Raw genomic sequence first — 25,637 nt, 5'->3', positions numbered from 1 at the left:
TTGCGGCCCCACGACCGGGGGGCCCAGGCCGACTCGGGCACGAACACCTCGGGCATCAGCTCCTCGAACATCGAGCCACCCCAGCCGGGCACGATCTGCATACCCCGGTAGGTGTAGGCGCCTTCGTAGACCTCGATGCCCAGGTAGGTCCGGGTCTCACCCACGGGCTGCATCTCGTGCCACGACCAGTCGCAGGTGGCCGGGAAGGTGCGCCAGGCGGCGAAGTAATGCTCCGGCGGCACCTGCCCGGTCAGGATGCCCAGGTATGACGTGATGCGCGTCTCGGAGACGATCGTGTCGTAGTGGTGAGTCGTCAGCCAGACGTCGGGACCACCGATGTGGCTGCCCCTGTAGACCTCACCTGGGCGGTCGTGGTCGAAGGGGAAGAACCCGCCGTGCATCAGCCCGCCCGGGCGGGAGGCATCGGGGTCGTAGAACGCGTCCCACCGCATCCGGTCGAAGACCTGCCCGGCCATCTTGTGCGCCCCCGGCACCGCCTCGCGCACCACCATCAGCGCGGCGCCCAGCCAGGCGTTATCGATGCTGGAGACGAACGGATAGACCTTCTCGCCCGTGGTCGGCCAGGTGCGCAGCGTCTGCCCGGTGCCCTCGTCATACCAGTTGAAGTAGAGCCCGCTCGGCTCGTCGTGCTCCATCTCCAGCAGGGTATGCAGGGTGCGCCGGCAGATCCGCACGCACTCGCCGGGGTTGATGATGCGCAGCTCCCTTGCTACCACGGCCGACCACAGCAGTCCGCCGATGTTGGTGGGGGAGGTGTAGCCGCTGCGCTCGTCGGCTCCGAGGGTGGCCGGGATGTTGTCGGCGGGCAGGCCGGTGTCCTCGTCGGTCATCGCGACCAGCGAGTGCCAGGTGTCCTTGGCCCAGCGGCGCAACACCATCGACGACACGGCCGGGCGTGGCGGGCGCAGGTGTGGGGAGGCCGCCCGGGCGGGGGGACCGAGCGCCGTGGCGGTGGCGGTCGCGGCGAGACCGCCCACCACCAGGGAGCGACGGGTGGGGTTGAGCGGTGAGACGGACATGCGGATCTCCTCTGGTGCAGTGACTGCGGGTGCGGTGACGTCGTCTCCGGTCACTTCAGACCGGTGGTGGCGATGCCCTGGATGAACCGGCGCTGGAAGACCATGAAGACGGCCAGCACCGGCAGCACCACGATCGTGGCGCCGGCCAGCAGCAGGCCGTACTGCGTGGAGTTCTGGCCGGTGGAGTACAGCGCCAGGGCGACGGGCAGGGTGTAGGTCTGCTCGGTCTGGGCCACGACCAGCGGCCACAGGAAGTTGTTCCAGCTGGCCAGGAAGGTCAGGATGCCCAGCGTGGCCAGGGCCGGGCCGCACAGCGGCAGGAAGACCCGGGCAAAGATGTGCAGCTCGCCGGCCCCGTCGACCCGGGCGGCGTCGAGCAGGTCGCGGGGCAGACCCTGCATGTACTGCCGCATCAGGAACACCCCGAACGGCGCGACCAGGAACGGCAGGAACAGCCCGGGCAGGGTGTTGACCAACCCGGCGTTGGCCACGAGCACGAACAACGGCACGAACGTCACGACGCCGGGGATCATCAGGGTGCCCAGGATCAGCGCAAACAGGATCTTCTTGCCGCGGAAGTCCAGCATCACCAGGGCGTAGCCGACCATGGAGCAGAAGATCAGGTTGCCGGCGGTGACCACGACGGCCACGAGCGTGGAGTTGAAGAAGTAGCGTCCGAAGTTGAGCCGGGTGAACAGCTCGATGTAGTTGTCGAGCGTCGCCTCCTGCGGCCACCACGTGGGCGGCACCTGGCGCAGCTCGGCGTTGGTCTTGACGCTGCCGAGCACCATCCACACGAAGGGCGCGATGACCACGACCAGCGCGATCGTGAGCAGGGCGTAGAGCCACCAGCGGCTGCGCACCGAGGGCTGGGTCGTCATCGTCATCTCAGTCCCTCTCGGACAGGAAGCGGAACTGGATGGCGGTGACCACCGCGATGACCACGAAGATCAGGTAGCTCAGCGCTGCGGCATACCCGTAGTTGCCGAAGCTGAACTGCTGGAAGGTGTACATCGAGGCCGAGATGGTGCTGTTGAGCGGCCCGCCCTGGGTCATCACGAACGGCTCCTCGAAGAACTGCAGGTAGCCGATGGCGGTGGTGACCGAGACGAACAGGATGGTCGGCCGAAGGGTGGGCACGGTGATGAAGCGGAACCGCTGCCACGCGTTGGCGCCGTCCAGGGACGCGGCCTCGTGCAGCGCCCACGGGACGGCCTGCAGACCGGCGAGGAAGATGATCATCGCGGTGCCGAAGTTGCGCCATGTGGCCATCATGATCAGCGCCGGCATCGCCCAGCTGGTGGAGGCCAGCCAGTTCGGGCCGTCGATGCCGACCCAGCTCAGGGCGGTGTTGACGAGGCCGACGTCGGGGTGCAGCAAGAAGCGCCACACCACCGCGACCGCCACGATCGAGGTGATCACCGGGGTGTAGAAGCCGAGCCGGAAGACCGAGCGCAGTCTGCTGATGCCCTTGTCCAGCGCCACCGCCGCGGCCAGGGCGATCGTCAGGGTCAGCGGCACCCCGATCAGCACGAAGTATGCGGTGTTGAACGCGGCCTGGCGGAAGACCGGGTCGCCGAAGGCCTTGACGAAGTTGTCGAACCCGACGAAGTTGACGGCGAAGGGAGAGCGCAGGTCGCGAGCGCCGGTGTCGGTGAAGCTCATGAACACCGACTGGATCACCGGCCACGCCGTGAAGGTCAGGAAGAGCAGCGCGAAGGGCAGCACCAGGATCCAGGCGGCCCGCTCCTCCCGCCGCCGACTGGTGGACCGGCGTCGGGAGGCGGTGTCCTGCCGGTCGGACCCCGCGGAGGAGCTCGACGGGCGGGAGGGGCGTGTGGTGGTGGCCATGGCCTACTCAGTGCCGATCGACTCGGCCTGGCTCTGCACGTCCTGCAGGGCGGCGGCTGGGTCCTTCTCGGCCTTGGTGACCTGTTCGATGGCGGTGTCGAAGGCGGTCACGACCTCCTCCCAGGTGGCGAAGGAGGGCGGGGCCTGCGCGGTCTCCAGCTGGGTGCCGAACGCCGCGAGCTTGGGATCGGAGGTCAGCGCATCGGCGTCCCAGGCGGACTGGACCGAGGGCAGGTCGGTGGTCATCTCGTACCACGAGACCTGGGTCTCCGGCTCGGTGAGCCACTGCACGAACGCCCACGCGGTGTCCCGGTTGTCGGTGGACTGGAACACCGCGAGGTTGGAGCCGCCCACGAAGGACGACGACGATCCACCCTCGGGCATCGGGATGGGGGCCACGTCGTACTTCTCGGCGAAGCCCTCGCCGCCGGTGTCCTCGACCAGGGAGCGCATCCAGGGTCCGGAGATGAACATCGGCTCGTCCCCGTTGACGAAGTTGGCGATCAGCTCGTCCGCGACCGGCTTGGGGTTGGCCAGACCGTCGGTGAAGAAGCTCTGGTAGTAGTCGACCGCCTCGGTCATCGCCGGGGTGTCGAAGGTGTACTGGTCGTCCGCGGAGACCTCGGCGCCGTTGGTCCAGGCGAAGGGCAGCACGGTCTGCCACGAGCCGGTGCCGCCGGGCTGCAGGCTGATGCCCCACTCCGAGCCGCCCTTGGCCTGCAGGTCGGTGGCCATCTGGTGGAAGCCGGCCCAGTCGGTGGGGACCTCGCTGTGGCCGGCCTTCTCGGCAAGGTCGGTGCGGTAGTAGACCAGGCGGGTCTCGACATACCAGGGCACGCCGTATGCGGTGCCGTCCACCTCGGTGGTGCTCTGCGCCCCCTCGAAGAACACGCTGGAGTCGATCGAGCCGGGGGCGGGGTCGAGGGCGTCGAGGCCGGCGAACTCACCCATCCAGGTGGTGCCGACCATCGCGAGGTCGGGTGTGGTGCCGGCGGTGATGGACGTGACGAACTTGTCGTGCGCGGAGTCCCACGGGATGGCCGTCACGTTGACCGTGACGCCGTCGTGGGCCGCCTCGAAGTCCTTGGCCAGGTCGGGCAGCTTCTCCCCCTCGGCGCCCATCGCCCAGACGTCGATCGTGCCGCCGACGTCCTCGGTCGAGACGGCCTCTCCGGTCTGTGGGGCGGACTCGCCGCTGCCGCTGCTTTCGCTCTCACGTCCACAGCCGGCCAGGGTCACGGCGGCGCCGGCGGTCAGTGCGATCAGCATCTGGGTGCGTCGCATGGGCTCACTCTTTCTGGGGTGGGTTCGGTGACCGCCGACCTGCGGGACAACCGCAGGACGCACGGATCACCAGGGTGGTGGGCAGGGTGTGCTCGTCGCAGGTGCTGGGCGCGCCGCCGATCAGCTCGCGCATCCGCGCGGCTGCCGCAGCCCCGAGGGCGCGGACCGGCTGGGCGACGGTGGTCAGCGCAGGGCGAACGTAGCGGGCGGTCATCACGTCGTCCCAGCCCACGACCGCGATGTCACCGGGCACGTCGACGCCGCCGTCGGTGAGCCGGTCCTGCACGGCCAGGGCGAGCTCGTCGTTGGCGCACACCAGGGCATCGGTGTAGATGGCCCCCGACAGCACCAACTCGGCCACGCGGTGACCCTCCCGCTCCCGCAGCTCGGCGGCGATCGGGTCGGCCACCGGCGCTCCGTCGTGTGCGGCGACAAAGCCCTCGTAGCGCTCGCGGACGTCGCGGGCCTGGTCGGGGCTGCCGACGAAGGCCAGTCGGCGCCGGCCGTGCTCGCGCAGGTGGCGGGTGAGTCGCTCGGCGCTCGCACGGTTCTCGGTGGCGAACGACTCGTAGCCGTCGTGGGAGGGGCCGGTCAGCCCGAGCACGGGGATGCGGCGGCGCAGCGCAGCCAGGGAGCTGCTCGACATACCGAGCGGCCCCATCAGCACGAGCCCGTCGACGTTGCCCGCCATCCGGCGCAGCTGCAGGTCCAGGTTGGTCTTGCCCTCGGTGAGCAGCAGGATGACGCTGTGTCCGGCCTCGGCGGCTACGGACTCATAGCCCATCAGCAGCTCGGAGTAGTAGGGCCCGCCCAGCTCGGGCAGCACCAGGCCGTGCGCCTCGTGCTGAGCTGAGGCGAGGGAGCGCGCGGCGCCGTGCGGCACGTAGTCGAGCTCGTCGATGGCCTGCAGCACCTTGGCACGCGTGGTCTCCCGGACCAGCTGCGGCTCCTGCAGCACCCGGGAGACGGTGGCGACGGAGACTCCGGCGCGCTCGGCGACGGTGTAGACCGTGACCCGGGCGGGCTCGGCTGCAGTCGCCATGAGTCGCCTCCTCCGGGGTCATCGTTGAGCGTCCGGGTCGAATGTATGCGCATACATTCAAGATTGGCAGTGACGTTACCGCGCTTGTGCCGATCCGGCAAGAGGGCCGCCGGTGTTGTTGCGGCGTCTGGGAGACCCAAGGCCCGTTGTGCGCGCCAAGTGCACCGGCGCCGGCGCAGGTGGCGCGCACAACGGTCCCTGGGGGCCTCAGGTGTGGCTCAGCGACTGGAGTCACCGGCGGAGGGGTCGGGCAAGTGCAGAGACCAGCGAATCACTGGTGCGTGAACGGCCGGTCCCGGTTCAGCAGCAGGTGATGGACCATCCCGGGTGAGCCCTCGACCATGGTGAGGGTGGCCACCACCAGCCGACCGTCCACCGTGATGTCCTCCACACGCACTCGGTCGCTCATGGGTCGCATCGTCTCGGTCGACACGGCGGCTGTGAACGCTTGCTCGACCTCGGGTGAAGAGGCCTCGGCCGTGCCTTCGTCGCCGAAGGCGTAGGCGACGATCACCTCGGCCTTGCCCTCGTCGTCGACCGCCCACCCCATGCCCACCGTGTCGAAGGCGTGGCTGATGGGTGGCTCGCCCAGGACCGCGGCGACCGCTGGGCGGCTCAGGAAGGCAGGGTCACTGGCGAACCCCGAGCGCTCCAGGAATGCCGACACCACGTCCTTGGAGTCCAGCGCGGCGGCGATGTCGGTCAGGGCGGCATCGTCCCCAAGGGTGGAGTCCCCACGTCGCAACCAGGACTCCACCGCTGGGGTGCTACCGGACAGGGCCAGCCGAGTGCCGTGCACGGCCATCCGCAGGGGTGCACCCGTGGGCCGCAGCGAGGTGGCGTCGTCAGGGGCCAACGCGTGGTCCGCACCCTGCCCGGCGCTGAAGACCCCGTCCCCCAGATCGACCAGGTCCGCGTCGTCCGGGGTCTGCTCGTCGACGTCTCCCTCGATCACGAGGAAGCGCAACCGGGCGGCGCTCAGCTCGGCGTAGGTGGAGGCGTCGAGGATCGACCAGCCGAGCTCGTCCTCGCTCGCCTGGACCAGCTCGGCGCTGGGTTGCCACACCTCGGGCAGGACCATCAAGACCGGTGCGGCAGGCAGACTCGGGGACGGTCCGGTCAGCGGCTGGAGCCACTCGCCCAAGGCGTCGCGCTCGCCTGCCTCCGGGCGCTCCATGCCGGAGACCTCGGCCGCCGCGTCGAGATCCCCTGTCGTGACGGAGTATGAGGTCTCCCCCGGAGTCGGGAGCTCCGCCAGCGACGCCTCGACCGACCAGTCGCCACCTCCCAGGCCGGTTGTGCCGGCGCACCCGGCCAGCGCCAGCAGGCCGACGACGGTGGCCATGGCATGCCGTGTCGTGCGGATCATCTGGGCCTCCTCTTCGCCACGGGCGGGGTCAGCGGCTGGCGGCGCCCGAGTCGGGGGGCTTGGGGTTGGCGCAGTAGGAGAACCGCGCCTGCTTGCCCTTGTGATAGCTGGCGTAGGTGTCGCCCACCTGCAGGATCAGCTGCTCACCGGGGACGAGGGCCATGGTGTACTGCATACCCTTCTGCGGGCAGCCGATCGAACCGTCGGACCAGGTGACCTCCGCGTGGCCCGCGACGGTGACCTCCTCGACGGGGACGTCCCTGCGCTGGGCCAGGTCAGCGACGGCCGCCTGCACCTCGGCTCGCTGGGTCACCGCTTCCGGGACCGGTCCCAGGGGCAGTGCCCCGGCGCCGGGCGGGATCGGGTCGACAGTCTTGCCGTCGTCGTCGGGGGGGATGCTGGGGTCGCTCAACTCGAACTCCTGCGGCGAGGTGGTGCTGGGGGCGGCGTCCGAGGGGGTCTCGGTCTGCGATCCGCAGCCGGCGACCAGGAGCCCTGCGGCCAGGACGAGTGCGGTGAGGGTGCGGGGCGCGAGCATCGGTCGACCTTTCGTCTACGGATGAGCCTAGGACGTATGCCGTGCGCTCACCGTTCCACGTCGCCTCACGACATACTCTCGGCTGGTCCGGGAGGCATGTGCGCGGACCGTGGTCGGGCGGGGTCAACGCAGCGGCCGCACCGTGAGCGCCTGGGTGGCGCAGCCCACCGGCCCGTCCTGGTCGTGCAGCACGGTGGACGTCACGCCCAACCCGGACGGACCCCAGCTCGCGGACGCATCGAGCCCGACCCACGGCATCCGCGGAGAGCGCCACAGGTGGATGGTCAGGTCGGTGTTGGGATACATCCAGGCGGTGGGGCCCTGGCGGGCGCCGACGCCGTTGGCCGTGTCGACGAGTCCGACGTAGGCGGCCAGGTCGCTGCTCTCCTCGCCCTCGACCAGCTCGACGGGAGAGCGCAGCCAGGCACGGCCACGACCGGGCCGGGAGTCCGGGGTGGCGCGGAAGTCAACGCGGGAGATGTAGCCGCCGGCCCAGACGTGCATGCCCTCCCACGCGGGGCAGTCCTGGGGGGCCGGCATCGGCTCGGCCTCGACTACCGCCACCGCGCGGGTGTCCTGGCGGGACAGGCGCCAGGCCCGAGCCTGCACCACGTCGCGGTCACTGACGCTCAGGGTGGCTTCGACCAGCTCGATGGTCCGACCAGGGCGTTGCGTGGCTGTGCGCACGTGCGACTCCTGGGCGGGGATCATCCCGAGGATGTCGAAGCTGATCCGGGCGAGCTGCAGGTCGTCGCGGGGCTCGTGCCGCTCGATGGCGTGGGTGAGCAGCCCGGAGACCGGAGCCATGTGCTGCTCGGCATCGGACCAGGCCCCCTGGGTGTGGATCGTCGGCTGGTAGCGGCCGTCGCCGAGTGCCAGGTAGGCGTGGTCGGTGTCGGTCGGCAGCGTCACCGGCTCAGTGTAGGGAGCGTGGCGAAGGCACGAACGGCACTACCCCTACTCCTCCGGCCATGTCGCCCAGGACCGCAGCGACACCGACATCGCGCCGCAGCGGCTGCATCCGGCGTTCTGGGGGAGCCTACTCCTGCGTGCAGATGACCTGGAGTCTGCTCACCCCGCTCGAGCGACCCTACGGCTGGGCCTGGGCGGCACTGCTGGGGGCCCGGCTGCGCGCGAGTGAGCTGGACGGCGCCGAGCGCTGGTGGGGTGCGGTCGCGCCGCTGGTCGATGTGGTCGCCGAGCACCTGATGGGCTGGCTGCCACAGCAGGTTCACCCGGTGCGGCACGGTACCCACGGCAACTCGGCGTTCGCGCTGTCGCTGGCCTGGCAGCTGCGCGAGATCGCCGCCGTGGTGCCGGGCGGGCACGGGGCGGTGCTGCGCGACGCCGCCGAAATGATGGTCGAAGGCGTGCTGCCGGAGATCACCGAGGGCGACTTCATGGCCACGCACTGGCTGGTGTCCTTCGCGCTGCTGGCACAGGACGGCGCCACCTGACCGGCTGGATCGGTCAGGTGACCGATCGGGCGCAGAGACGACGACGGAGCCCGTCCCCTCCGTGTGAGGGGGGACGGGCTCCGTCGATGCGCACCGTCCGGGCGTGGTGCCTCGCGGCGACCTCACCCGGACGGGTGGATCACTCGATCCAGGTGGGGTAGGCCGCGTTGAGCTCGTCCTCCACGTTCTGGTTGAGGGCTGCCCGTCCACCGAGCAGACCGACGTAGGCCGGAGAGATCCGGTCGAGCTCAGCCATCACGACGTCGGGGACGTCGGTCGGCGTGGACAGGGCCATCGGCTCGCCGAGGAAGCCGGCCAGCGCCGAGCCGGTCAGCGCGTCCGCGAACACCACACCGGAGGCCACGAAGGCGCCCTCCTGCTCGGCTTCGTACTGCGCAAGGATCGCCACGGCGGTCTCGTAGCGTGTCGGACCCGCGAGCCGGTCGGTGCCACCCACCGCGTCGTAGATGGCCTCGGGGACGGCCGCCTCGCCACCGAGGATGACGACGTTGTCGGCATCCAGGTAGTCCAGCGCCCGCAGAGTGGCCTCGTCGACCCGGTCCTGCCGGGTCAGCAACAACGGCGCGCTGTCACGACCGGCCAACGCTCCACCACTGAGCGAGTCAGCGATGTGATCGTTGGGACCGGCGGCGACGTAGACCGTGTCCACACCCGAGGGGTGCAGCTCGGCCAGCATGGCCGAGGTGTCGTAGCGAGTCTGGCCACCCACACGCGCGACATTGCCGTAGGCCTCCAGCTCGCTCTCGACACCGTCGCTCACGGCCGCGTTGCCACCGAGAACCACGATCTGCAGCGGTCGACTGGCCGTCTCCCGCATGGATTCGAGGGCCTCGATGGTCACCTCGGGCAGGTTGTCCGGCCGGGTCAGCAGGACCGGGGCGGGCAGACCGCCGACGGTCTCCATCGGAGCCGGCGCCAGCGCACCCGCGGCGGGAGACGCCGCCGACAGTGCGTCGGCGAAGGCCAGACCGTTGGCGATGTAGACCCGGTAGACCCCGTCAGGGAACTCCGCAGCGATCTCGGCCGCCGTGGCGAACCGGTCGGCTCCGGCGATCCGGTCGACCGTCGGCACCGCGTCGATGCTCACCAGGGTGGTGCCCACCTCGTCGCCACCGGCGACGTAGTTGACCGCACCCATGTAGCGACTGCCGGGCTCGAGGTCACCCCACTCCAGGGTGAGGGTCTCGGTCTGGCTCGACGTGGCGTCGACCGGGTTGGGCTCGACGGTCATGTTGCCGGCGTCCGCCTCGTCCACGGTGAACGTGTGCAACGGCACGTTCGCGGTCGCCTCTGCGGAGAAGAGATCGAACGTGACGTACCACAGGCCCGCCACCGGGTCCTCGACCGTGACCTGCTCGCTGGAGCCGCCGCTGCCGCTGCTGCCCACGAACTCGGCGCTCGGGTTGAACACCGCCATGTCGATGTCGGCTGCATCGACCTCCTCGTCGTAGGTGGCGAACCGGACGACCTTGGTGCCGGCGGGCACGTCGACCCGGACGATGACGTCATTCGTCGTGCTCGGGTCGTTGGGGACGACGACGTCCTGGACATCCGAAGCCACGAGACCGTCGATGTCCATCGAGATCTCACCGGTGAAACCCGGGGTGATCTCGTAGTCACGGTCGCCGTAGGTGCCCTCGTCGACGATCTCGTCCGGGGCGGCCAGGGCCACCGGCTGGACGGCGATCGCGCTGCGCACCTCGGTCGACCCGTCGACCCAGGTCAGCGAGCCGAACGCGTAGGTGTTCAAGGGCGCGTCGGCCTGGGTGATGGTGACCTCGAAGGTGGCCTCGCCACCAGCAGGCACGGCAAGCACCTCGGGGGAGACCGTGACCTGCATACCGGCCGGCGCCTCCACCTGGGCGGTGTAGGTGCCGCCGGCGCCGGTGACGTCGGTGACCGTGCGGGTCACCGTCTGCTCGCCGGCGAGCTCACCGATCGCGATGTTGGCCGAGTTGAAGTCGCTGGCATCGGACTCACCGAGGTCAGCGCAGACCTCCTCGCCGCCGCCCAGCAGCTGCAGCTGGTCGATCGCGCAGGCGTAGCCGAACCAGTCGGCCAAACCCGAGTCGTAGACCAGACCCGGGTTGTAGGACGGCGCCGGCACGACCTCGCCAGAACCGTAGTCGAGCGGAGTCGCATCCGAACCCGTGCGCTCAATCGGCTCGCCGGCGCTGTTGGTCTGCCGTGCGGTGGTCTGCATGGCCGACTTGACCGCCATCGGGCTCCAGTCCGGGTACTTCTGGATCAACAACGCACCCAGACCCGCGATGTGCGGGGAGGACATCGAGGTGCCCGAAAGCGAGTTGAAGGTCGGCTCGCCGGTCTCGGGGTCCTCGTGGTAAGCAGCGATGACGTCGACACCCGGGGCGGTGATGTCCGGCTTGAGCAGGTCACCGTCGCCGGCCGCGGCCGGTCCGTAGGAGGAGAAGCCTGCCATCTCGGGTGCGACGACCGGGTCGGTCAGCTGCGCCTCGATGGTGGCCTCGGCGTCGGCGTTGTCGGCCTCGTAGGCGTGGATCGCTTCACCGGCTGCAGCGTCGACGTGGATCGTCGGCACGGAGTGGAAGTCGGCGTTGAGCGACTGTGCGGGGTCGGTGTTGGCCAGGATCATGCCCACACCACCGGCCTGGTCGACGGCCGCGCTCTTGTCGACGCGGGCCACGGTGCCCCGGTCGCAGATCACGATCGTGCCCGTCACCTGAGCGGGGTCGAGCGTGGGCTGTTGGCCGTTGCTCCCGTCGTCGTCGGCGTCCAGCCAACATTCGGCGGCCGCCTGGGGGTCAACGCCGGGAAGCCCGACGTCGGCACCGTCGACCAGGGGGGCCGGGCCGACGCCTTCGCCAACCCCGACACCCTCGTAGGTCTCCTCACTGCCGAGGATCACCGCCCGGTTGGCACCGCGGTCGTGTGTGCTCGCGGCCACCGTCGTCTCCCATGGGGAGTTGTGAGCCACGCTGCTCGAACCGACCGTGTCGCCGCTGTTGCCGGCCGACGCGGCCACGAACACACCGGCGTCGGCGGCTCCGAGGAAGCCGAACTCGACCGGATCGACGATGAAGTCCCTCGAACCGGAGATCGAGTAGTTGATGACGTCGACGCCGTCGGCGGTGGCGTCGTCGATGGCCTGGACCAGGCCGGCTCCGGCACAACCGCCGTCATAGCTGGTGCCGGGGGCCCAGCACACCTTGTAGATGGACAGCTGCGCGGCCGGGGCCATGCCCGAGCCCTCGCCGAGGTCAGTGCCGCTGATGCTCATGGGGACGCCGAAGTTGCCTGCGGCGGTGCTGGCGGTGTGGCTGCCGTGGCCGTCGGCGTCGCGCGGGGAGCGGTACTCCTCCGGCACGACCGTGTTGCCGAACTCCTCGTCGTAGTACCGCGCACCGATCACCTTGGTGTTGCAGGCGAACCCGGGGTCGCCGCCGTCGTCGCAGACGCCGGTGAAGTCCGGGTCCACCGGCCGGTCCAGGGCAGCGAAGCTGGGGTTCTGGGAGTCGACACCGGAGTCCAGGACACCGACGATGACACCGTCGCCGGCGTCGGCGGGTCCGCCGAACTGCTGGTTCCACACGCCCGAGTCGCCGGTCAGCCCGAGGTAGTCGGGCGTGCTGACCGTGTCGAGCTGGTAGATCTCGTCCTCGGTGACGTTGAGCACCTGGTCGGACTTGCGCAGCTGCGCCGCCTCGGTGGCGGTCAAGTTGGCGGCGAAGCCGTTGAGGGCCACCGTGTAGTCGGCCACCACGTCGTCCCGGCTCACCCCGACGCTGGAGCGCACCGAGCGGTGCTGGGCGTCGAGATAGGAGCCGTAGCGCTCGGCGGCGCTGGAGGAGACGTTGAGCTTTTCTCCGCCCTTCGGCGTGGTCGCAGGGATGCCCTGGACGCCGCCGTCGTAGGAGGCCAGCGGGTCACCGGCGAGATGGACGATGTATCGCTTGGCGCCCTCGTCGCTCGGCAGCTCCTGCGCGAACGCAGGTCCACTGAGCATGACGGGGGTCACCAAGGCGCAGGCAGCAAGGGCGGCATACGATCGTCCACGCCCCCCCAAGATGTGTGATCGCACTATGTCCGTCCTTTTGTGTGTCCAGCATTTCCATGGGTGACGCGACGTCAAGACAACTTCTTGACTAACGGGCGACCCACAGAGTGTCACCCGGGATCCAGGAACTGTCCAGGGTCTTGGAATAATCGTTACCGTTCACCGTATGGAGCTCACTCCCGGACTGCTCATGCTGGCCATGGCCCTGACCTACCTCGCCTGCGAGATCATCCTGCGGCGACGCAGCGGTGGGCGCCGAGGTCCGCTCAACTTCGCCACCCGACCCATCGTGCTGGCCCCGCTCGGCATCTACCTGGTGGCTGCGCTGATCTTCTCGACCGGGTCGTGGTCGATCCTCAACCTGACCAGCGTGCTGATCGTCTTCGGGTTGCCGATGGCCCTCGGCGCCTGCTACCGGGGGTTCCGACCCGACGACCCCCCGGGCCTCGGGGCCGCCGTGGCCGTGGCGGCGAGTCTGCTCGGGCTGGCGACGGTCTGGGTGGGCTCCTTGGGCTGAGCCCACGCTCGATCCCCCGCCGGGAGAGCCGACGGCGGGGCGCACGGCATACCCTCGACCTGTGCTGCCTCGCCGGGCCCTGCTGACCGAGACCGTGCTGGTCCTCGGCGTGAGCCTGGGCGCCTCCGCCGTCTGGTCCGTGCTGTCGCTGATCCGCAAGGTGACCGCGCCGGAGCCGCTGTCGACGCAGACCACCGCGATGAACACCTCGGTCACCCCCGACCGGCTCTGGCTGGACCTCGCCTACCAGCTGGCCGACATCACCATCGCGCTGGTGCCGGTGCTGCTGGCTCTGCACCTGCTGGGCCGGGACGCGAGTCCGCAGGGGATGCGGGCAGCAGGGCGCCGCGTCGGGCTGGACCTGCGCGCACCGACGCAGAACCTCGTGCGAGGCATGGCGTTGGCGGCCGCCATCGGCATCCCCGGGTTGGGGCTCTATCTGCTCGCGCGTGCGCTGGACCTCAACACTTCGATCGCCGCGGCCAACCTCGCCGACGTGTGGTGGGCGGTGCCGGTGCTGGTGCTCGCCGCGGTGCAGAACGCACTGTTGGAGGAGGTGGTGATGGTCGGCTACCTGTTCACCCGGTGGGGCCAGGCGGGGTGGACGCCGTGGGTGATCATCGCGACCTCCGCGCTGGTCCGCGGCAGCTACCACCTCTACCAAGGTTTCGGTGGCTTCGTCGGCAACGCGATCATGGGGGTGCTGCTCGGCTGGTACTACACGCGCACCCGGCGGGTGATGCCGCTGGTGATCGCGCACACCCTGCTCGATGTGGTGGCCTTCGTCGGGTATGCCGTGCTCGCCCCGCAGGTGGGCTGGCTGTAGCGCCGCGGATTGACAGGCCTCGCACAGGTCGGTGCGAGCCCACGCCTGAAGCATCGGCCGACGCCCAAACCATCGCCCTACATGCATACCGAAGGCCGGCTCGGCACCTCGGGTGACGCCTGACTGGGGTCTGCTGCCCACCGCATACGATCGCGACGTGCGCGCACCCACGTGGCAGTCGTTCGGCGGGGACCACCGACTGATGCGGCACGCGCTCAACGTGTGGCCGCCGTTCGCCGCGAGCGGCATCCGGGTCGAGCGCATCGGGGCCGACTTCCGCACCGCGCGGGTGGCGCTGCATCACCGGTGATGGGCCCGCAACTACGTCGGGACGCTGTTCGGTGGGGCGCTGTTCGCGATGACCGACCCGTTCTGGATGGTGCTCGTGCTGCGCCGGCTCGGGCCGGGGTATGTCGGGTGGGACCGGGCCTCGGAGATCACCTTCGTGGCACCCGGACGCTCGACCGTGCGTGCCGAGTTCGTCGTGCCGGACCAGCTGGTGGCCGACGACGGGACCGTGGTGGCGCGGGTGCGCAAGCAGCTCTACATCCGGCAGCGGCGTGAGGTCTCTGAGAGGGTAGGCGCATGAGTGACGCCACCGTGACCCACAACGCCGCTGCCTCGCGCTTCGAGGCGCACCTCGGCGCAGAGCGCGTCGGGCTGATCGACTACCGCACCCAGGGCGACACGGTCGATCTGGTGCACACCGAGGTCGACCCTGACCAGCAGGGTCAAGGCGTGGCCTCCGACCTGGTGCGCGGGGCCCTGGACACCATCCGGCTCGAGAAGATGACGGTCGTGCCGACCTGTCCCTACGTTGCGCGCTGGCTGGACGGGCACGAGGACTACCAGGACATGCTCGCACCGACCAACGTCTGAGCCCTGCCTTCCCCCCGCCCCACCTTCGCCCGGGTGGCGCAGCCGTCACGGCAGCGCTCGCGCTTGTGCGGCTGCGCGCACGACGGTCAGTGGCTGGGGGTGAAGCGCTCGCTCTGGTAGGTCACGACCATGCCAGGGCGGATCTGGGTGCCACGCCGGGTGACGACAGCGCCATCGACGGTGACCTCAGCGTTCTCGATCACCATGCGGGCCATCGCCCCGTCGGGCACCACCCCGGCCAGCTTGAGCAGCTGGCCGAGTCGGATGGCGCCGTCGCTGATGGGCACCTGCTGGATGTCGCTCACCCACCCAGGGTATGCCGTCCCACGGGCAGCCGGACGGTGCGGCGGGACACGACATACCGGGCATGTGGTTATGCCTGTCCCAGGATGTGGTTATAGTTGCCCGCATGTCGATCGCACTCAAGCAGACCCACGTGGCTCGCCGCTACGTCGACCTGCTGCGGGTCGACAGCACTCTGATGTGTGGGGCGCGCTGACGCGCCCACCCTCGCCTGCTCAGTGAGCAGCCGACGACCGGGCGTATGCAGCGCCGGTCGATCAGGTGCTCTGCGCCTCACCTCCGGCCCGCGTGCGCCAGACCATCCCTTCGTGAGGACCCCCATGACCGTGCAGGCCAGCAGCCGCAGCGCCCGCCCCACCACTCGTCCCGCCAAGCCCCACGGTCAGTGGGCGGTGGACGGCGCCACCCCGCTCAACCACAACGAGGAGCTCAAGGCTGCCGACAACGGTCTCAACGTGCGTGAGCGAATCGAGCAGACGTATGCCGTGCAGGGCTTCGACTCGATCGACCCCGACGACCTCAACGGGCGGATGCGCTGGTGGGGCCTCTACACCCAGCGTCGCCCCGGCATCCCCGGTGGTCGCACGGCGCAGCTGGAGCCGCACGAGCTGTCCGACCGCTACTTCATGCTGCGCGTGCGTCTCGACGGCGGCGCTGTCACCGCCGAGCAGCTGCGGGTGCTGGGCGAGATCTCGACCGAGTTCGCCCGGGACACCGCCGACATCTCCGACCGGCAGAACGTGCAGCTGCACTGGATCCGGATCGAGGACGTGCCGGCGATCTGGGCGCGGCTGGAAGCGGTCGGCATGCAGACCACCGAGGCCTGCGGCGACACGCCGCGGGTGATCCTGGGCAGCCCGCTGGCCGGGGTCGCGGCCGATGAGCTGATCGACCCCACGGCGCTGATCGAGCAGATCCTCCAGCGCTTCATCGGCGACCCGGAGCTGGCCAACCTGCCGCGCAAGTTCAAGAGCGCGATCACCGGCCACCCGAGTCTGGACGTGGTGCACGAGACCAACGACATCTCGCTGGTCGGGGTCGTGCACCCCGAGCTGGGTGTGGGTTACGACCTGTGGGTCGGTGGCGGGCTGTCGACCAACCCGCGGCTGGCCGAGCGGCTCGGCGCCTTCGTGCGACCGCAGGAGGCCGTCGAGGTGTGGCACGCGGTGCTGCAGATCTTCCGCGACTACGGTTACCGGCGGCTGCGGCAGAAGGCCCGGCTGAAGTTCCTGCTTGCCGACTGGGGAGCCGAGCGGTTCCGGGATGTGCTGGAGACCGAGTACCTCGGGCGCCGGTTGCCTGACGGTCCCCCACCGGCGCCGCCGACCGGGCCCGGCGACCACGTCGGGGTCCACGAGCAGAAGGACGGGCGGTGGTATGTCGGTGCTGCGCCGACCGTGGGGAGGGTCAGCGGGTCGATCCTCACCAACCTGGCCGACCTGCTGGAGTCCGTCGGCTCGGACCGGCTGCGGTTCACCCCGCACCAGAAGCTGGTGCTGCTCGACATACCCACTGAGCGGGTCGACGAGGTCGTGGGACGCGTGGAGGACCTCGGTCTGCGGACCGCGCCGAGCCCGTTCCGACGCTCAACGATGGCCTGCACCGGGATCGAGTTCTGCAAGCTGGCGATCGTGGAGACCAAGGCCACGGCCGCGACGGCGATCACCGAGCTGGAGACCCGGCTGGCCGACCTCAGCCTGGACCAGCCGTTGACCCTCAACGTCAACGGCTGCCCCAACTCCTGCGCCCGCATCCAGACCGCCGACATCGGCCTCAAAGGCCAGATCATCACGGTCGAGGGTGAGCAGGTGCCCGGCTTCCAGGTGCACCTCGGTGGCGGCCTGACCTCGCCGGACCGCGAGGAGCCGGGGCTCGGCCGCACGGTGCGCGGGGTCAAGGTAGCTGCGGAAGGACTGCCGGACTACGTCGAGCGGGTGGTCCGCGCCTGGCAGCGCGAACGAGTCGACGGCGAGACCTTCGCGACCTGGGCGCACCGGGCCGACGAGGCGGTGCTGGCGTGAGTGCGGAGCCGGTCGAGCAGTGGGAGGCGCGGTCGCCGCGCGAGCTGCGGGCCCTGGTCGAGCAGATGGCTCCCCAGTTGGCCGACGCCTCGGCATACGAGATCCTTGAGTGGGCGGCGCAGGAGTTCGGCGAGGGCCTCGCGGTGGCCAGCAGCATGGCCGACGCAGTGCTGCCGCACCTAGCCGCGCGGGCGCTGCCCGGGGTGGACGTGGTGTTCCTGGACACCGGCTACCACTTCGAGGAGACGCTGCGCACCCGCGACGAGGTGGCCGCCCGACTCCCGGTGCGGATGCTGAACATCGAGCCGGTGCGCAGCGTCGCGCAGCAGGACGCGGAGTTCGGGCGCAACCTCTACGGCACCGACCCGGGTGCGTGCTGCCGGATGCGCAAGGTCGAGCCCCTCGCCGACACGCTGCAGGGGTATGAGGCGTGGGCCACCGGGCTGCGCCGCAGCGACAGCGCCGCGCGGGCGACGACGGCTACGCTGGCCTGGGACGAGCAGCACCAGCTGGTCAAGCTCAACCCGATCGCAGCGTGGACCGACGGGCAGGTCGCGGCCTACGCCGCCGAGCACGACGTGCCGGTCAACCCCCTCGTCGAGCAGGGCTACGCCTCGATCGGCTGCGGTCCGTGCACGCTGCGGCCGCTGCTGGCCGGCGACGCCCGGTCCGGCCGGTGGGCCGGCTTCGCCAAGTCCGAGTGCGGGCTGCACTCGTGAACGCCACGATGCTGGGCCTGGACCTGACCGACAAGCTGGTCGTGGCCGTCGGCGGTGGCCCGGTGAGCACCGGTCGGGTTGGCGACCTGGTGGCCCGCGGCGCGCGGGTGCGGGTGATCAGCCCGCAGCTGAGCGCCGGTCTGCACGAGCTGGTCGATGCCGGCCGCCTTGACTGGGTTGCTCGTCCGTATGCCGGACCACCGGATCTGCTCGACGCCTGGCTGGTGCACACCGCAACCGGGGACGGCGCGGTGGACGGGGCCGTCGCGGCCGACGCCACGACATACCGGATCTGGTGCATCAACGCCTCGGCGGCCGACGAGGGGACGGCCCGCACGCCGGCCCGGGCGTCGGTGCCGACGCCGGACGGACCGGTCGAGGTCGCGGTGACCGCCTCGGGCGACCCGCGTCGGGCCGGGGCGGTGCGGCGGCAGATCGAGGCCTCGCTGAGCCGTGGCGACATGGACCTGCGGCGGCGACGCGCTCGCCCGGGCACCGGTTGGGTGGCGCTGGTCGGCGGGGGCCCGGGAGCCGAGGGTCTGCTGACGCTGCGCGGTCGGCAGCTGCTGGCGTGCGCCGACGTGGTCGTCGTCGACCGGCTGGCCCCCCGTGGTGTGCTGGCGCAGCTGCCCGAGGACGTGCGCGTGGTCGACGTCGGCAAGGACGTCGGCTTCCACGCTGTGCCCCAGGAGCGGATCAACCAGATCCTGGTCGACGAGGCGCTCGCCGGCCACGGGGTGGTGCGCCTCAAGGGCGGCGATCCCTATGTGCTCGGCCGCGGCGGCGAGGAGCGGCTGGCCTGCGAGGCTGCCGCGGTGCCGGTGGAGGTCGTGGCCGGGGTGACCAGTGCGATCTCGGTGCCCGCGGCGGCGGGAATCCCGGTGACCCACCGCGGCCTGGCCCGGTCGTTCACGGTGGTGACCGGGCACGACCAGGTGCCCTCGCTGCCGACCGGCGCCGACCACACGCTCGTGGTGCTGATGGGCGTGGCCCGGTTGCGCGACACGGTCGCGGCGATGATCGCGGCGGGCCGATCGGCCGACTGTCCGGCGGCGGTCGTCGAGCGCGGCCTGCTGCCGGGCCAGCGCACGACCGTGGCCAAGCTGGGTGAGCTGGCCGACCGGGCGGCCGAGGTAGGCGCGCGCTCCCCGGCGGTCGTGGTGATCGGTAGCGTGGTGACCATGGCTCCCGAGTGGTCTCGTCAGGCGTCCTCGTTGTCCTCGACGGTGTCGTCACCTTCTCCGCTGTCGTCGAACCCCGGCTCAGCGCCCCCGTTGTCAGCGCCCGCACCCCCGGAGGACCGATAACGGTGGATCACCCGCTGGTGATGCTGGCCCACGGCACCCGCTCCGCGGCGGGCGTCGCGGTGGTCCGCGATGTCGCCGCCCGGGTCGGCGTCGAACTGGGCGGGGTGGATGTGCCGGTGGGCTTCGTCGACGTCTGCGGGCCGACAGCGGCCGAGGTGCTGGCCGACGTGCGCGACGCGGTCGTGGTGCCCTACTTCCTGACCAGCGGCTACCACGTCCGTTTCGACGTTCCGCAGGCCGTCGCGGCCGCCTCGGGTGCGGTGAGCACCGCGGCCCTGGGCAAGAGCCCGGAGGTGGTCGATGCGCTGGTGCAGCGGTTGGCCGAGGCCGTTGGGGAGGGGCCGGAGGTCGACGCGATCCTGCTCGGAGGCGCCGGGTCCTCCGATGCACGGGCGAGGCAGGAGGTGCATTGCCTCGCGGCGCTGCTGGCCGCGGTGACGGGGGTGCGGACGGCCGCGGGCTTCATCTCCGGACCCGGCCCCACGACATACGAGAGTCTGGAGATGCTGCGCCGCGACGGGGCACAGCGAGTGGCGGCCGTCTCGCTGCTGCTGGCGCCAGGCGTCTTCCACGACAAGCTGTCCGCCCTCGGGGCGGAGATCACGACCGCACCGCTGGGCCCACACCCGGCCCTGGTCGGCCTCGTCGTGCGCCGCTACCACGATGTGCTCGGGAGTGTGCGCCGACCAGCCCCGACTTGCTAGGGGATCTGCGCGCCCTGCCGCTGCCGCCCAGCCCAGTGGATGGGAGGATGGGAGGATGTCGACACCGCCTGTCACCCTGACCATCGCCGGCTCCGAGGCCACCGGGGGAGCCGGTGCCCAGGCCGACCTCAAGACCTTCCAAGCCCTCGACGTCTTCGGCGTCGTTGCGCTGACCTGCATCGTCTCCTTCGACCCCAAGGCCGACTGGGGTCACCGCTTCGTCCCGGTCGAGCCCCAGGTGATCACCGACCAGCTGGAGGCGATCACCACGGCATACCCCGCAGAACAGCTCGATGTCGTCAAAATCGGGATGCTCGGCACCCCGGCCACCATCGAGACCGTCGCCCAAGCAGTGCGCGAGCGCGCCTTCGGCCACGTCGTGCTCGACCCGGTGCTCATCTGCAAGGGCCAGGAGCCCGGGGCCGCGCTCGACACCGACAACGCCCTCAAGGAGCACGTCCTTCCGCTGGCGACGTTCGTCACGCCCAACCACTTCGAGACCCTCTCGCTGTCGGGCATGGACTCGATCGACACCGTCGAAGAGCTCACCGAGGCCGCGCGCCGCATCCACGAGGCCAGCGGCGCGGCGGTGCTGGCCAAGGGCGGGGTCCGGCTCGAGGGCGATGAGGCGGTCGACGTCTACGTCGACGCCGAGACCACCGAGGTGCTCCGGGCTCCCAAGGTCGGGCAGGTCCCGGTCGCCGGTGCCGGTTGCACCCTCGCCGCCGCGGTCGCCGCGTTCCTGGCCCAGGGCGCGAGCCCCCTGGAGGCCGCCCGCGCAGCCAAGATCTTCGTCACCGCCGGAATCGAGCGCCGGTTGTCCTCGGACGCCCCGTTCGACGTGGTCTGGCAGGGAGCGGCTGACCAGTGACGCGCTACCCGGCGCCGCTTCGCCCCGGCGACCGGATCGGTGTCACCGCACCCTCCAGCCCGGTGCCGCGCGAGCTCGTGCCTCGCCTGGACTTCGCGATCGCCCACCTGCAGCAACGTGGGTATGACGTGGTGCGCGGAGAGCATCTCATCGGTGACGGCACCCTCAGCGCCGGTGCAGGAGCGGGCCGCCGAGCTCACGGCCATGCTGACCGACCCCAGCATCCGGGCGGTCGTACCACCCTGGGGCGGCCAGCTGGCCATCGACCTGGTGGGCATCCTCGACTTCGACGCTCTCGGCCGCGCCGAGCCCACGTGGCTGGTCGGCTACTCAGACATCGCCACCCTGATCACCCCGCTCAACCTGCTCACGGGTGTCGAGCGCGGGCAGGTGAGGCTGACACCGCAACCTCCCTCGCAGATCGTGAGGTGAGGGCGCAAACTTCCTAGCAAATCGTGGCGACGAAGAGCACGCGCCCGGTCTGCTCGTCCTCGGTCTGCTCTTCCAGCGTCGTGACCTCGAAGCCGGCCTCGCGCAGCAGGTCGATCCAGCGCTGCTGGGAGAAGAGCCCGAACCGGTGCGTCTCAGCCGCCGAGGTGACGCTCCCGTCAGACTCCCTCATGAGGTAGCCGAACTCGGCGACCACCCAGTCATCGGCGGGGTCGGGATCGTAGGTCCACTCCAGGTAGCGGATTCCCGAGCCGTCCGGCCCGTCGGTCCCGCCGTGCTCCGTGCGCGGCTCGAAGGTCTCGCGGACGTGGTCAGGGACCAGCACCAGGACGCCGCCCGGCTCGAGGTGAGCGGCAGCCGTGGCGAACACCGCGGTCAGGTCGTCCTCGCTCACGATGTAGTCGAGCGCGTCGTGCACGACCACCGCGTCGAAGCGGCGCTCCAGCCGGGCCGTGCGCATGTCCGCGGCGACGTGCTCGCAGCCGGGGTTGAGGCGCCGGGAGACCTCCAGCATCTGCTCGGACAGGTCGACCAGGGTCATCTCGAACGACTCACGCAGGTGCACGGCGTTGTGCCCGCCTCCGCTCCCGAGCTCCAGCACCGTGGACACCTCCCGGCCGCCGGTGCGCAGCAGGCCACCGATCATGGCCGCCTCCTCGACATACTCCTGCGGCGGCGACAGCAGCGGCCACCACCGGGCCAGATCGGCATACATCCGGGGCAGGCTCATGAGCGCAATCCTGGCACCCGGCCGACCCTCACGCCGCGAGTCTCGCCCCTGCCGAGGCCACCCCAAGCCAGCTGTGCGGGTTGCCGTCCCAGCACCACCCGAGCTTGGGTGCCCGCCCGCTGATCCACAGCGCAGGCACCCGCCGGTCGCCGCGCCGCGACCCCGACAGCATGAAGCACCGGTTCTTCTCCAGCAGCTGCGGCGCGTGGGTGACCAGCGCCACTCCTTCCTCGATCGTCAGCGGGGTACGCCCCCGAGCGGTGATCACCGGGAGCGCCTGCTCCGGGGCGACGCCGCAGAACTCCTCCCCGCGGTGCACGTCCACGAGCAGGTATGCCGACGCGCTGGGCACGTCGAGCATGTCCAGGGGCTGATAGGTGGCCAGGTCGCCGGTGCGGTGGCTGCGATCCACGACTCCGGGGGTGGTGCCGCCCGACAACCGCAAGAGGGGGATGGTGCGTTCGGGATCGATCAGGTCGCTGCGGATGACGATGACCCACGGCGCCTGGCCGGGGCGCTCCTGAGTGGTCAGGCGCTCGGCACGCGACCGTAGTGGCTCCAGCAACTCTTCGAACTGCGGCTCGGAGAGGTCGGATAGTGCCGGATAGCCCAGTGTGACGAGGCGATCGATCTGCTCCTGGAACTGCGTCATCGGCGCTCCTTCGAAGGGGCCAGGGCAACGCCGTCGCCGTATCCGGCATTCCGATGAATTGCGCGGCCTTGCGTACATCGCGCGGTGAACGGCAGCCGCGCAATGGACGCAATGCCGCGCAATGTGCAGCACCCGGCGCCGGCATCCGGTGCGCGGGCATGATGAACAGGGTGACGAAGCCGGCGGCGTGCCACCAGGCAGAGTTCGTCTCCAGGTCGGAGGCCTGCAGGGTGATGGAGGCCGGCATGGGATAGATCTCGGAGGTGACGCCGCGGTCGATGTCGATGATCTCGGTCAGGTGACCCAGGTTGGGTCCTCCCGTAGCGTGAGGGCCAAGCCCGACCGACGAGCAGACCCGGATCAACCTTCGTCGGAGCCACCGACCAGGTTGTCGAGGAGTCCCTGCACCCGGCGCCGTATGTCGTCGCGGATCAGGCGAACCGCCTCCAGTCCCTGACCGGCCGGGTCGGCGAGACCACCTCGGACCACGGGGAGAACAGCCGCACGTTGCCCCAGGACCGCACGCCCCAGGCGGCACTGGACCCGGCTCCGATCACGGCGACGGGCAGATCGGGCATGGCGGACTCCTGGGTGGGCTCGGGGAGAACCTCAGCGTCCTGAATATATAGATAAACGTCAATATAGCATTGTTCGGGGCGCATCCCGGCTGGATCGGTCAGGTGCGTGATCTGGCCGGTGGGGTGCCTGCTCAGGGCCGCGGAGTGACTCCAGAGCTCGGCCCCGCGGCCGTCACGATCTGCAGGTCCGGATCATGTGCCTCCTCCGGGGTGCCGCACACCAGCAGATCGGCCCGGCACCACGGCCGCTGCTCCAGCAGGAACGGGATCTCCGCCCTCATCCAGGCGTTCCAGAAGGCCTCCGCGTCCGCGTCTCCGCCATCGCGCTCGATGCCACGGTGCGCGGCCTGGTCGGCGTCGGACTGTACCCAGATGAGCTGGTCGGCCCACTCGCACAGCTCGCGTCGGCCCGCGCCGACGCCCTCCATGACGAGCACCCTCGTCGAGGCCGGGATCTCGATGGACCCCTCACGTCCGCGCGCCTGCCAAGCCGGGGGGCGCAAGGACACGGCTTCACCGCGGATGAAGGGCTGCAGGATCTCCTCGATGAGCAGGCCGTGCCAGTCGAAGAGGGACTCGTGCCAGGCCAGATGGTCGGTATGCAGCACGACGGCGTGCGCGATCTGCTGCGCCAGCCGGGTCGCGACAGAGGTCATGCCACTGCCGCTGCGGCCATCGACGGCGATGATCCAGCGCCGTCCGGCCGGAGCGTCGGCGGGCACCAGCCGTGCTGCCACGTCGGGCAGGGCTTCGACGCGCCACGGGCCTGCCTCGGGCTCACCGGGAAGCATCGTGCTGGTCATGCGGACATCATCACCATGTCGATGCGGCGGTGGTAGCGCACGCCCACGACCGCTCCCAGGATCGCGGAGAGCAGGGCGACCAGGGCTGCGGCGCCGATGACCACTAGACCGGTCGTATTCGTCGGGCTGATCACGACATCGATGGCAGGCAGGCCCCCGATCATCGCGGTGGGGTCCCACCGGTCGCCGACGATAAAGATGACGAGCCACAGCAGCAGCGACATCAGCAGCCCCCAACACCATACGGCCACGCCCTGCCGGACGCCGTCGAAGCGGGCCATCCGCCCGGCCACGTAGCCGCCGCAGTAGAACGCCAGGAACACGATGAGCGCCACCACGATCCCGCCGATGACTCCCGTGGTCTGCGGGTCGGACTCGGCCGAGGAAGCCAGCTGGTCGGCGGTGGTCCGCGTCGCCACGGCCACCGAGGCGCCGATGCCGCTGAGCACCGCGCTGATCAGGACGAGCATGGCGGCGGCGGTCAGCCAGCCGAAGAAGGCCGACCCGATCTTGACCCCGCTGTAGAAGTCCTCCTCCCGGGGAAGCGCCCCGCGCTCCTCATCGGGGGGATACCGGCGCCCCTCCTGGTGCCGCGGCTCGTCGTAGCCGGACCCCTCGGCATACCCCGGCTCCTCGGCATACCCCGGCTCCTCGGCGAACCTCGCATCGTGGGAGCTTGGCCCGGACTGCCTGCGAGCCGGGTCCTCGTGGTCGCGTCCCGGCGTCGCACGGGGGATCGGCCGGGTGTGCTCGACATCCGAGCCCGGCGCATCGCGCCGTTCGGGATCGCAGGGGATGGACTGAGTGTGATCGGACTCGCGGGGAGGGGGCGGTGGCCCGGCCGCACTGGTGCTGCTGCTCACGTAAGAACCTCCGGACGCGACGATGACCTCCTGCTGGGACCCATCATGCACCCGGTCCCGGCAGGAGGTCACCCCCTCGGTGCGATCAGTCGCGGTCGCTGTCGCTGTTCCGGTCGCGGTCGCTGTTCCGGTCGCGGTCGCGGTCGCTGTCGCTGTTCCGGTCGCGGTCGCGGTCGCGGTCGCTGTCGCTGTTCCGGTCGCGGTCGCGGTCGCTGTCGCTGTTCCGGTCGCGGTCGCGGTCGGTGTCGACGTCGTCCGGCATGTCGGCCTCGATCTGTTCCTTGCGGACTTCCTCGGTGACTTCCTGCTGATCGGTCACCGTCTCGGTGTCCATGCGCACCCGCTCGACCGGCACGGTCTCCTTGTCGACGACGACGCGCTCCTCGGTGAGAGTCACCTCGGCGTCGTCCTCGCTCAGGTCGGCACCGCTCGTGGCGTCCGCGTCACCGGCGTCGAGGGGCTCGCGCTCGAGGCGGACCTCCTCGCGCTGCACCGGCACCGTCTTGGTGACGTGCTCGGTGGTGACGTACTTGCGCAGCCGTGCCTTGCCCGTCTGCACCTTCTCGGTTCCGACGTGCACCTGCTCCTCGGACCGGGTCATCCCGCCCTCGGTGTCGACGGACCGGTCACGGTCGTCGTGGGTCGACTCCGTGCCGACGACATCGACGTCACGGTCGGCGTCACGGTCGGTGTCCACGTCGCCGCCCGTGCCGACGACATCGACGTCGTGGTCGTGGGTCTTGTCACGGTCGGTGTCCACGTCGCCGCCCGTGCCG

The 25,637-nt window shown here is 70.4% G+C and carries 27 protein-coding genes and 1 pseudogene; 12 read left to right on the top strand and 16 right to left on the bottom strand.

What is annotated here, in order from left to right:
* From ACR2FV_RS10125 to ACR2FV_RS10090, 8 genes are all read right to left on the bottom strand, one after another.
* The coding region (locus ACR2FV_RS10125) for a DUF3131 domain-containing protein (RefSeq protein WP_434015572.1) at positions 1 to 1,040 on the bottom strand (1,040 nt) is incomplete at its 3' end.
* Between the two features lie 50 nt (positions 1,041 to 1,090).
* Entirely contained in the window at positions 1,091 to 1,921 is an 831-nt protein-coding gene (locus ACR2FV_RS10120; protein WP_434015571.1) for a carbohydrate ABC transporter permease, read from the bottom strand.
* Between the two features lie 7 nt (positions 1,922 to 1,928).
* Positions 1,929 to 2,891 (bottom strand): carbohydrate ABC transporter permease, encoded by a 963-nt coding sequence (locus ACR2FV_RS10115; RefSeq protein ID WP_434015570.1) that lies wholly within the window; start codon positions 2,889 to 2,891, stop codon positions 1,929 to 1,931.
* Positions 2,892 to 2,894: 3 nt separating this feature from the next.
* Complete coding sequence (locus ACR2FV_RS10110) at positions 2,895 to 4,175, bottom strand: extracellular solute-binding protein (protein WP_434015569.1); 1,281 nt, start codon at positions 4,173 to 4,175, stop codon at positions 2,895 to 2,897.
* A gap of 4 nt (positions 4,176 to 4,179) precedes the next feature.
* The gene (locus ACR2FV_RS10105; RefSeq protein WP_434015568.1) at positions 4,180 to 5,217 is read right to left on the bottom strand and encodes a LacI family DNA-binding transcriptional regulator; all 1,038 of its coding nucleotides are present in this window, start codon (positions 5,215 to 5,217) and stop codon (positions 4,180 to 4,182) included.
* A 271-nt stretch (positions 5,218 to 5,488) separates the two neighbouring features.
* Entirely contained in the window at positions 5,489 to 6,586 is a 1,098-nt protein-coding gene (locus ACR2FV_RS10100) for a hypothetical protein (protein WP_434015567.1), read from the bottom strand.
* 28 nt (positions 6,587 to 6,614) lie between these two features.
* Entirely contained in the window at positions 6,615 to 7,124 is a 510-nt protein-coding gene (locus ACR2FV_RS10095; protein ID WP_434015566.1) for a hypothetical protein, read from the bottom strand.
* Positions 7,125 to 7,247: 123 nt separating this feature from the next.
* The gene (locus tag ACR2FV_RS10090; protein WP_434015565.1) at positions 7,248 to 8,036 is read right to left on the bottom strand and encodes a thioesterase family protein; all 789 of its coding nucleotides are present in this window, start codon (positions 8,034 to 8,036) and stop codon (positions 7,248 to 7,250) included.
* Positions 8,037 to 8,179: 143 nt separating this feature from the next.
* On the opposite strand from ACR2FV_RS10090, the gene ACR2FV_RS10085 reads away from it, so the two are divergent.
* Positions 8,180 to 8,581: a DUF2891 family protein gene (locus ACR2FV_RS10085; protein ID WP_434015564.1), complete on the top strand. Its 402-nt coding sequence runs from the start codon at positions 8,180 to 8,182 to the stop codon at positions 8,579 to 8,581.
* Positions 8,582 to 8,720: 139 nt separating this feature from the next.
* Here the strand turns inward: ACR2FV_RS10085 and ACR2FV_RS10080 are convergent, their stop codons facing one another.
* Positions 8,721 to 12,587, bottom strand: coding sequence for a cell wall-binding repeat-containing protein (locus ACR2FV_RS10080; protein ID WP_434015563.1), 3,867 nt, complete (start codon positions 12,585 to 12,587; stop codon positions 8,721 to 8,723).
* A 217-nt stretch (positions 12,588 to 12,804) separates the two neighbouring features.
* Between ACR2FV_RS10080 and ACR2FV_RS10075 the strand changes: the two genes are divergently transcribed.
* The 5 genes and pseudogenes from ACR2FV_RS10075 to ACR2FV_RS10055 all read left to right on the top strand — a co-directional run bounded on the left by ACR2FV_RS10075 (position 12,805) and on the right by ACR2FV_RS10055 (position 14,860).
* Positions 12,805 to 13,155 carry a hypothetical protein gene (locus ACR2FV_RS10075; protein WP_434015562.1) on the top strand — a complete coding sequence of 117 codons (351 nt, stop codon included), beginning with the start codon at positions 12,805 to 12,807 and terminating at the stop codon, positions 13,153 to 13,155.
* Positions 13,156 to 13,216: 61 nt separating this feature from the next.
* Complete coding sequence (locus ACR2FV_RS10070) at positions 13,217 to 13,981, top strand: CPBP family intramembrane glutamic endopeptidase (protein WP_434015561.1); 765 nt, start codon at positions 13,217 to 13,219, stop codon at positions 13,979 to 13,981.
* A gap of 157 nt (positions 13,982 to 14,138) precedes the next feature.
* Positions 14,139 to 14,291, top strand: coding sequence for a hypothetical protein (locus tag ACR2FV_RS10065; RefSeq protein WP_434015560.1), 153 nt, complete (start codon positions 14,139 to 14,141; stop codon positions 14,289 to 14,291).
* Between the two features lie 12 nt (positions 14,292 to 14,303).
* Positions 14,304 to 14,570: pseudogene (locus tag ACR2FV_RS10060) on the top strand (DUF4442 domain-containing protein); the annotation flags it as partial.
* Positions 14,567 to 14,860 (top strand): GNAT family N-acetyltransferase, encoded by a 294-nt coding sequence (locus tag ACR2FV_RS10055; protein WP_434015559.1) that lies wholly within the window; start codon positions 14,567 to 14,569, stop codon positions 14,858 to 14,860. The pseudogene ACR2FV_RS10060 and the gene ACR2FV_RS10055, both read left to right, overlap by 4 nt.
* Before the next feature lie 86 nt (positions 14,861 to 14,946).
* On the opposite strand, the gene ACR2FV_RS10050 is transcribed toward ACR2FV_RS10055, so the two are convergent.
* The gene (locus tag ACR2FV_RS10050) at positions 14,947 to 15,165 is read right to left on the bottom strand and encodes an RNA-binding S4 domain-containing protein (RefSeq protein ID WP_434015558.1); all 219 of its coding nucleotides are present in this window, start codon (positions 15,163 to 15,165) and stop codon (positions 14,947 to 14,949) included.
* A 318-nt stretch (positions 15,166 to 15,483) separates the two neighbouring features.
* On the opposite strand from ACR2FV_RS10050, the gene ACR2FV_RS10045 reads away from it, so the two are divergent.
* From ACR2FV_RS10045 to ACR2FV_RS10020, 6 genes are all read left to right on the top strand, one after another.
* Positions 15,484 to 17,184, top strand: coding sequence for a nitrite/sulfite reductase (locus tag ACR2FV_RS10045; protein ID WP_434015574.1), 1,701 nt, complete (start codon positions 15,484 to 15,486; stop codon positions 17,182 to 17,184).
* The gene (locus ACR2FV_RS10040; RefSeq protein WP_434015557.1) at positions 17,181 to 17,903 is read left to right on the top strand and encodes a phosphoadenylyl-sulfate reductase; all 723 of its coding nucleotides are present in this window, start codon (positions 17,181 to 17,183) and stop codon (positions 17,901 to 17,903) included. Before ACR2FV_RS10045 ends, ACR2FV_RS10040 begins: the two co-directional genes overlap by 4 nt.
* Before the next feature lie 8 nt (positions 17,904 to 17,911).
* Positions 17,912 to 19,210 carry a uroporphyrinogen-III C-methyltransferase gene (cobA, locus tag ACR2FV_RS10035; protein ID WP_434015573.1) on the top strand — a complete coding sequence of 433 codons (1,299 nt, stop codon included), beginning with the start codon at positions 17,912 to 17,914 and terminating at the stop codon, positions 19,208 to 19,210.
* Positions 19,211 to 19,212: 2 nt separating this feature from the next.
* Entirely contained in the window at positions 19,213 to 19,914 is a 702-nt protein-coding gene (locus ACR2FV_RS10030) for a sirohydrochlorin chelatase (RefSeq protein WP_434015556.1), read from the top strand.
* Between the two features lie 55 nt (positions 19,915 to 19,969).
* Positions 19,970 to 20,785: a hydroxymethylpyrimidine/phosphomethylpyrimidine kinase gene (locus tag ACR2FV_RS10025; RefSeq protein WP_434015555.1), complete on the top strand. Its 816-nt coding sequence runs from the start codon at positions 19,970 to 19,972 to the stop codon at positions 20,783 to 20,785.
* A 153-nt stretch (positions 20,786 to 20,938) separates the two neighbouring features.
* The gene (locus tag ACR2FV_RS10020; RefSeq protein WP_434015554.1) at positions 20,939 to 21,217 is read left to right on the top strand and encodes an LD-carboxypeptidase; all 279 of its coding nucleotides are present in this window, start codon (positions 20,939 to 20,941) and stop codon (positions 21,215 to 21,217) included.
* Between the two features lie 13 nt (positions 21,218 to 21,230).
* Here ACR2FV_RS10020 and ACR2FV_RS10015 read toward each other — a convergent pair whose 3' ends face one another.
* From ACR2FV_RS10015 to ACR2FV_RS09990, 6 genes are all read right to left on the bottom strand, one after another.
* Complete coding sequence (locus tag ACR2FV_RS10015; RefSeq protein WP_434015553.1) at positions 21,231 to 21,965, bottom strand: methyltransferase domain-containing protein; 735 nt, start codon at positions 21,963 to 21,965, stop codon at positions 21,231 to 21,233.
* 28 nt (positions 21,966 to 21,993) lie between these two features.
* Positions 21,994 to 22,617, bottom strand: a complete 624-nt coding sequence (locus ACR2FV_RS10010; protein WP_434015552.1) for a DUF5701 family protein — start codon at positions 22,615 to 22,617, stop codon at positions 21,994 to 21,996.
* A 431-nt stretch (positions 22,618 to 23,048) separates the two neighbouring features.
* Positions 23,049 to 23,195, bottom strand: coding sequence for a hypothetical protein (locus tag ACR2FV_RS10005; RefSeq protein WP_434015551.1), 147 nt, complete (start codon positions 23,193 to 23,195; stop codon positions 23,049 to 23,051).
* Between the two features lie 131 nt (positions 23,196 to 23,326).
* Positions 23,327 to 23,998: a uridine kinase family protein gene (locus tag ACR2FV_RS10000; protein ID WP_434015550.1), complete on the bottom strand. Its 672-nt coding sequence runs from the start codon at positions 23,996 to 23,998 to the stop codon at positions 23,327 to 23,329.
* Positions 23,995 to 24,861, bottom strand: coding sequence for a hypothetical protein (locus ACR2FV_RS09995; RefSeq protein ID WP_434015549.1), 867 nt, complete (start codon positions 24,859 to 24,861; stop codon positions 23,995 to 23,997). Before ACR2FV_RS09995 ends, ACR2FV_RS10000 begins: the two co-directional genes overlap by 4 nt.
* Before the next feature lie 85 nt (positions 24,862 to 24,946).
* Positions 24,947 to 25,462 carry a YsnF/AvaK domain-containing protein gene (locus ACR2FV_RS09990; protein ID WP_434015548.1) on the bottom strand — a complete coding sequence of 172 codons (516 nt, stop codon included), beginning with the start codon at positions 25,460 to 25,462 and terminating at the stop codon, positions 24,947 to 24,949.
* Between the last annotated feature and the right edge of the window lie 175 nt (positions 25,463 to 25,637).

Origin of the sequence: Ornithinimicrobium sp. (genome assembly GCF_051004135.1) — a bacterium.
GTDB lineage: Bacteria > Actinomycetota > Actinomycetes > Actinomycetales > Dermatophilaceae > Ornithinicoccus.
The sequence above is the reverse complement of the archived record's forward strand: the minus strand, read 5'-3'. Positions and strand labels throughout refer to the sequence as shown.

What these genes read in the sequence shown, in the direction of transcription:
- ACR2FV_RS10120 (WP_434015571.1), bottom strand. Translation starts at nt 1,921, where the DNA reads ATGACGACCCAGCCCTCGGTGCGCAGCCGCTGGTGGCTCTACGCCCTG.
- ACR2FV_RS10115 (WP_434015570.1), bottom strand. Translation starts at nt 2,891, where the DNA reads ATGGCCACCACCACACGCCCCTCCCGCCCGTCGAGCTCCTCCGCGGGG.
- ACR2FV_RS10110 (WP_434015569.1), bottom strand. Translation starts at nt 4,175, where the DNA reads ATGCGACGCACCCAGATGCTGATCGCACTGACCGCCGGCGCCGCCGTG.
- ACR2FV_RS10105 (WP_434015568.1), bottom strand. Translation starts at nt 5,217, where the DNA reads ATGGCGACTGCAGCCGAGCCCGCCCGGGTCACGGTCTACACCGTCGCC.
- ACR2FV_RS10100 (WP_434015567.1), bottom strand. Translation starts at nt 6,586, where the DNA reads ATGATCCGCACGACACGGCATGCCATGGCCACCGTCGTCGGCCTGCTG.
- ACR2FV_RS10095 (WP_434015566.1), bottom strand. Translation starts at nt 7,124, where the DNA reads ATGCTCGCGCCCCGCACCCTCACCGCACTCGTCCTGGCCGCAGGGCTC.
- ACR2FV_RS10085 (WP_434015564.1), top strand. Translation starts at nt 8,180, where the DNA reads ATGACCTGGAGTCTGCTCACCCCGCTCGAGCGACCCTACGGCTGGGCC.
- ACR2FV_RS10080 (WP_434015563.1), bottom strand. Translation starts at nt 12,587, where the DNA reads ATGCTCAGTGGACCTGCGTTCGCGCAGGAGCTGCCGAGCGACGAGGGC.
- ACR2FV_RS10075 (WP_434015562.1), top strand. Translation starts at nt 12,805, where the DNA reads ATGGAGCTCACTCCCGGACTGCTCATGCTGGCCATGGCCCTGACCTAC.
- ACR2FV_RS10055 (WP_434015559.1), top strand. Translation starts at nt 14,567, where the DNA reads ATGAGTGACGCCACCGTGACCCACAACGCCGCTGCCTCGCGCTTCGAG.
- ACR2FV_RS10045 (WP_434015574.1), top strand. Translation starts at nt 15,484, where the DNA reads ATGACCGTGCAGGCCAGCAGCCGCAGCGCCCGCCCCACCACTCGTCCC.
- cobA (WP_434015573.1), top strand. Translation starts at nt 17,912, where the DNA reads ATGCTGGGCCTGGACCTGACCGACAAGCTGGTCGTGGCCGTCGGCGGT.
- ACR2FV_RS10025 (WP_434015555.1), top strand. Translation starts at nt 19,970, where the DNA reads ATGTCGACACCGCCTGTCACCCTGACCATCGCCGGCTCCGAGGCCACC.
- ACR2FV_RS10015 (WP_434015553.1), bottom strand. Translation starts at nt 21,965, where the DNA reads ATGAGCCTGCCCCGGATGTATGCCGATCTGGCCCGGTGGTGGCCGCTG.
- ACR2FV_RS10010 (WP_434015552.1), bottom strand. Translation starts at nt 22,617, where the DNA reads ATGACGCAGTTCCAGGAGCAGATCGATCGCCTCGTCACACTGGGCTAT.
- ACR2FV_RS10005 (WP_434015551.1), bottom strand. Translation starts at nt 23,195, where the DNA reads ATGCCCGATCTGCCCGTCGCCGTGATCGGAGCCGGGTCCAGTGCCGCC.
- ACR2FV_RS10000 (WP_434015550.1), bottom strand. Translation starts at nt 23,998, where the DNA reads ATGACCAGCACGATGCTTCCCGGTGAGCCCGAGGCAGGCCCGTGGCGC.
- ACR2FV_RS09990 (WP_434015548.1), bottom strand. Translation starts at nt 25,462, where the DNA reads ATGACCCGGTCCGAGGAGCAGGTGCACGTCGGAACCGAGAAGGTGCAG.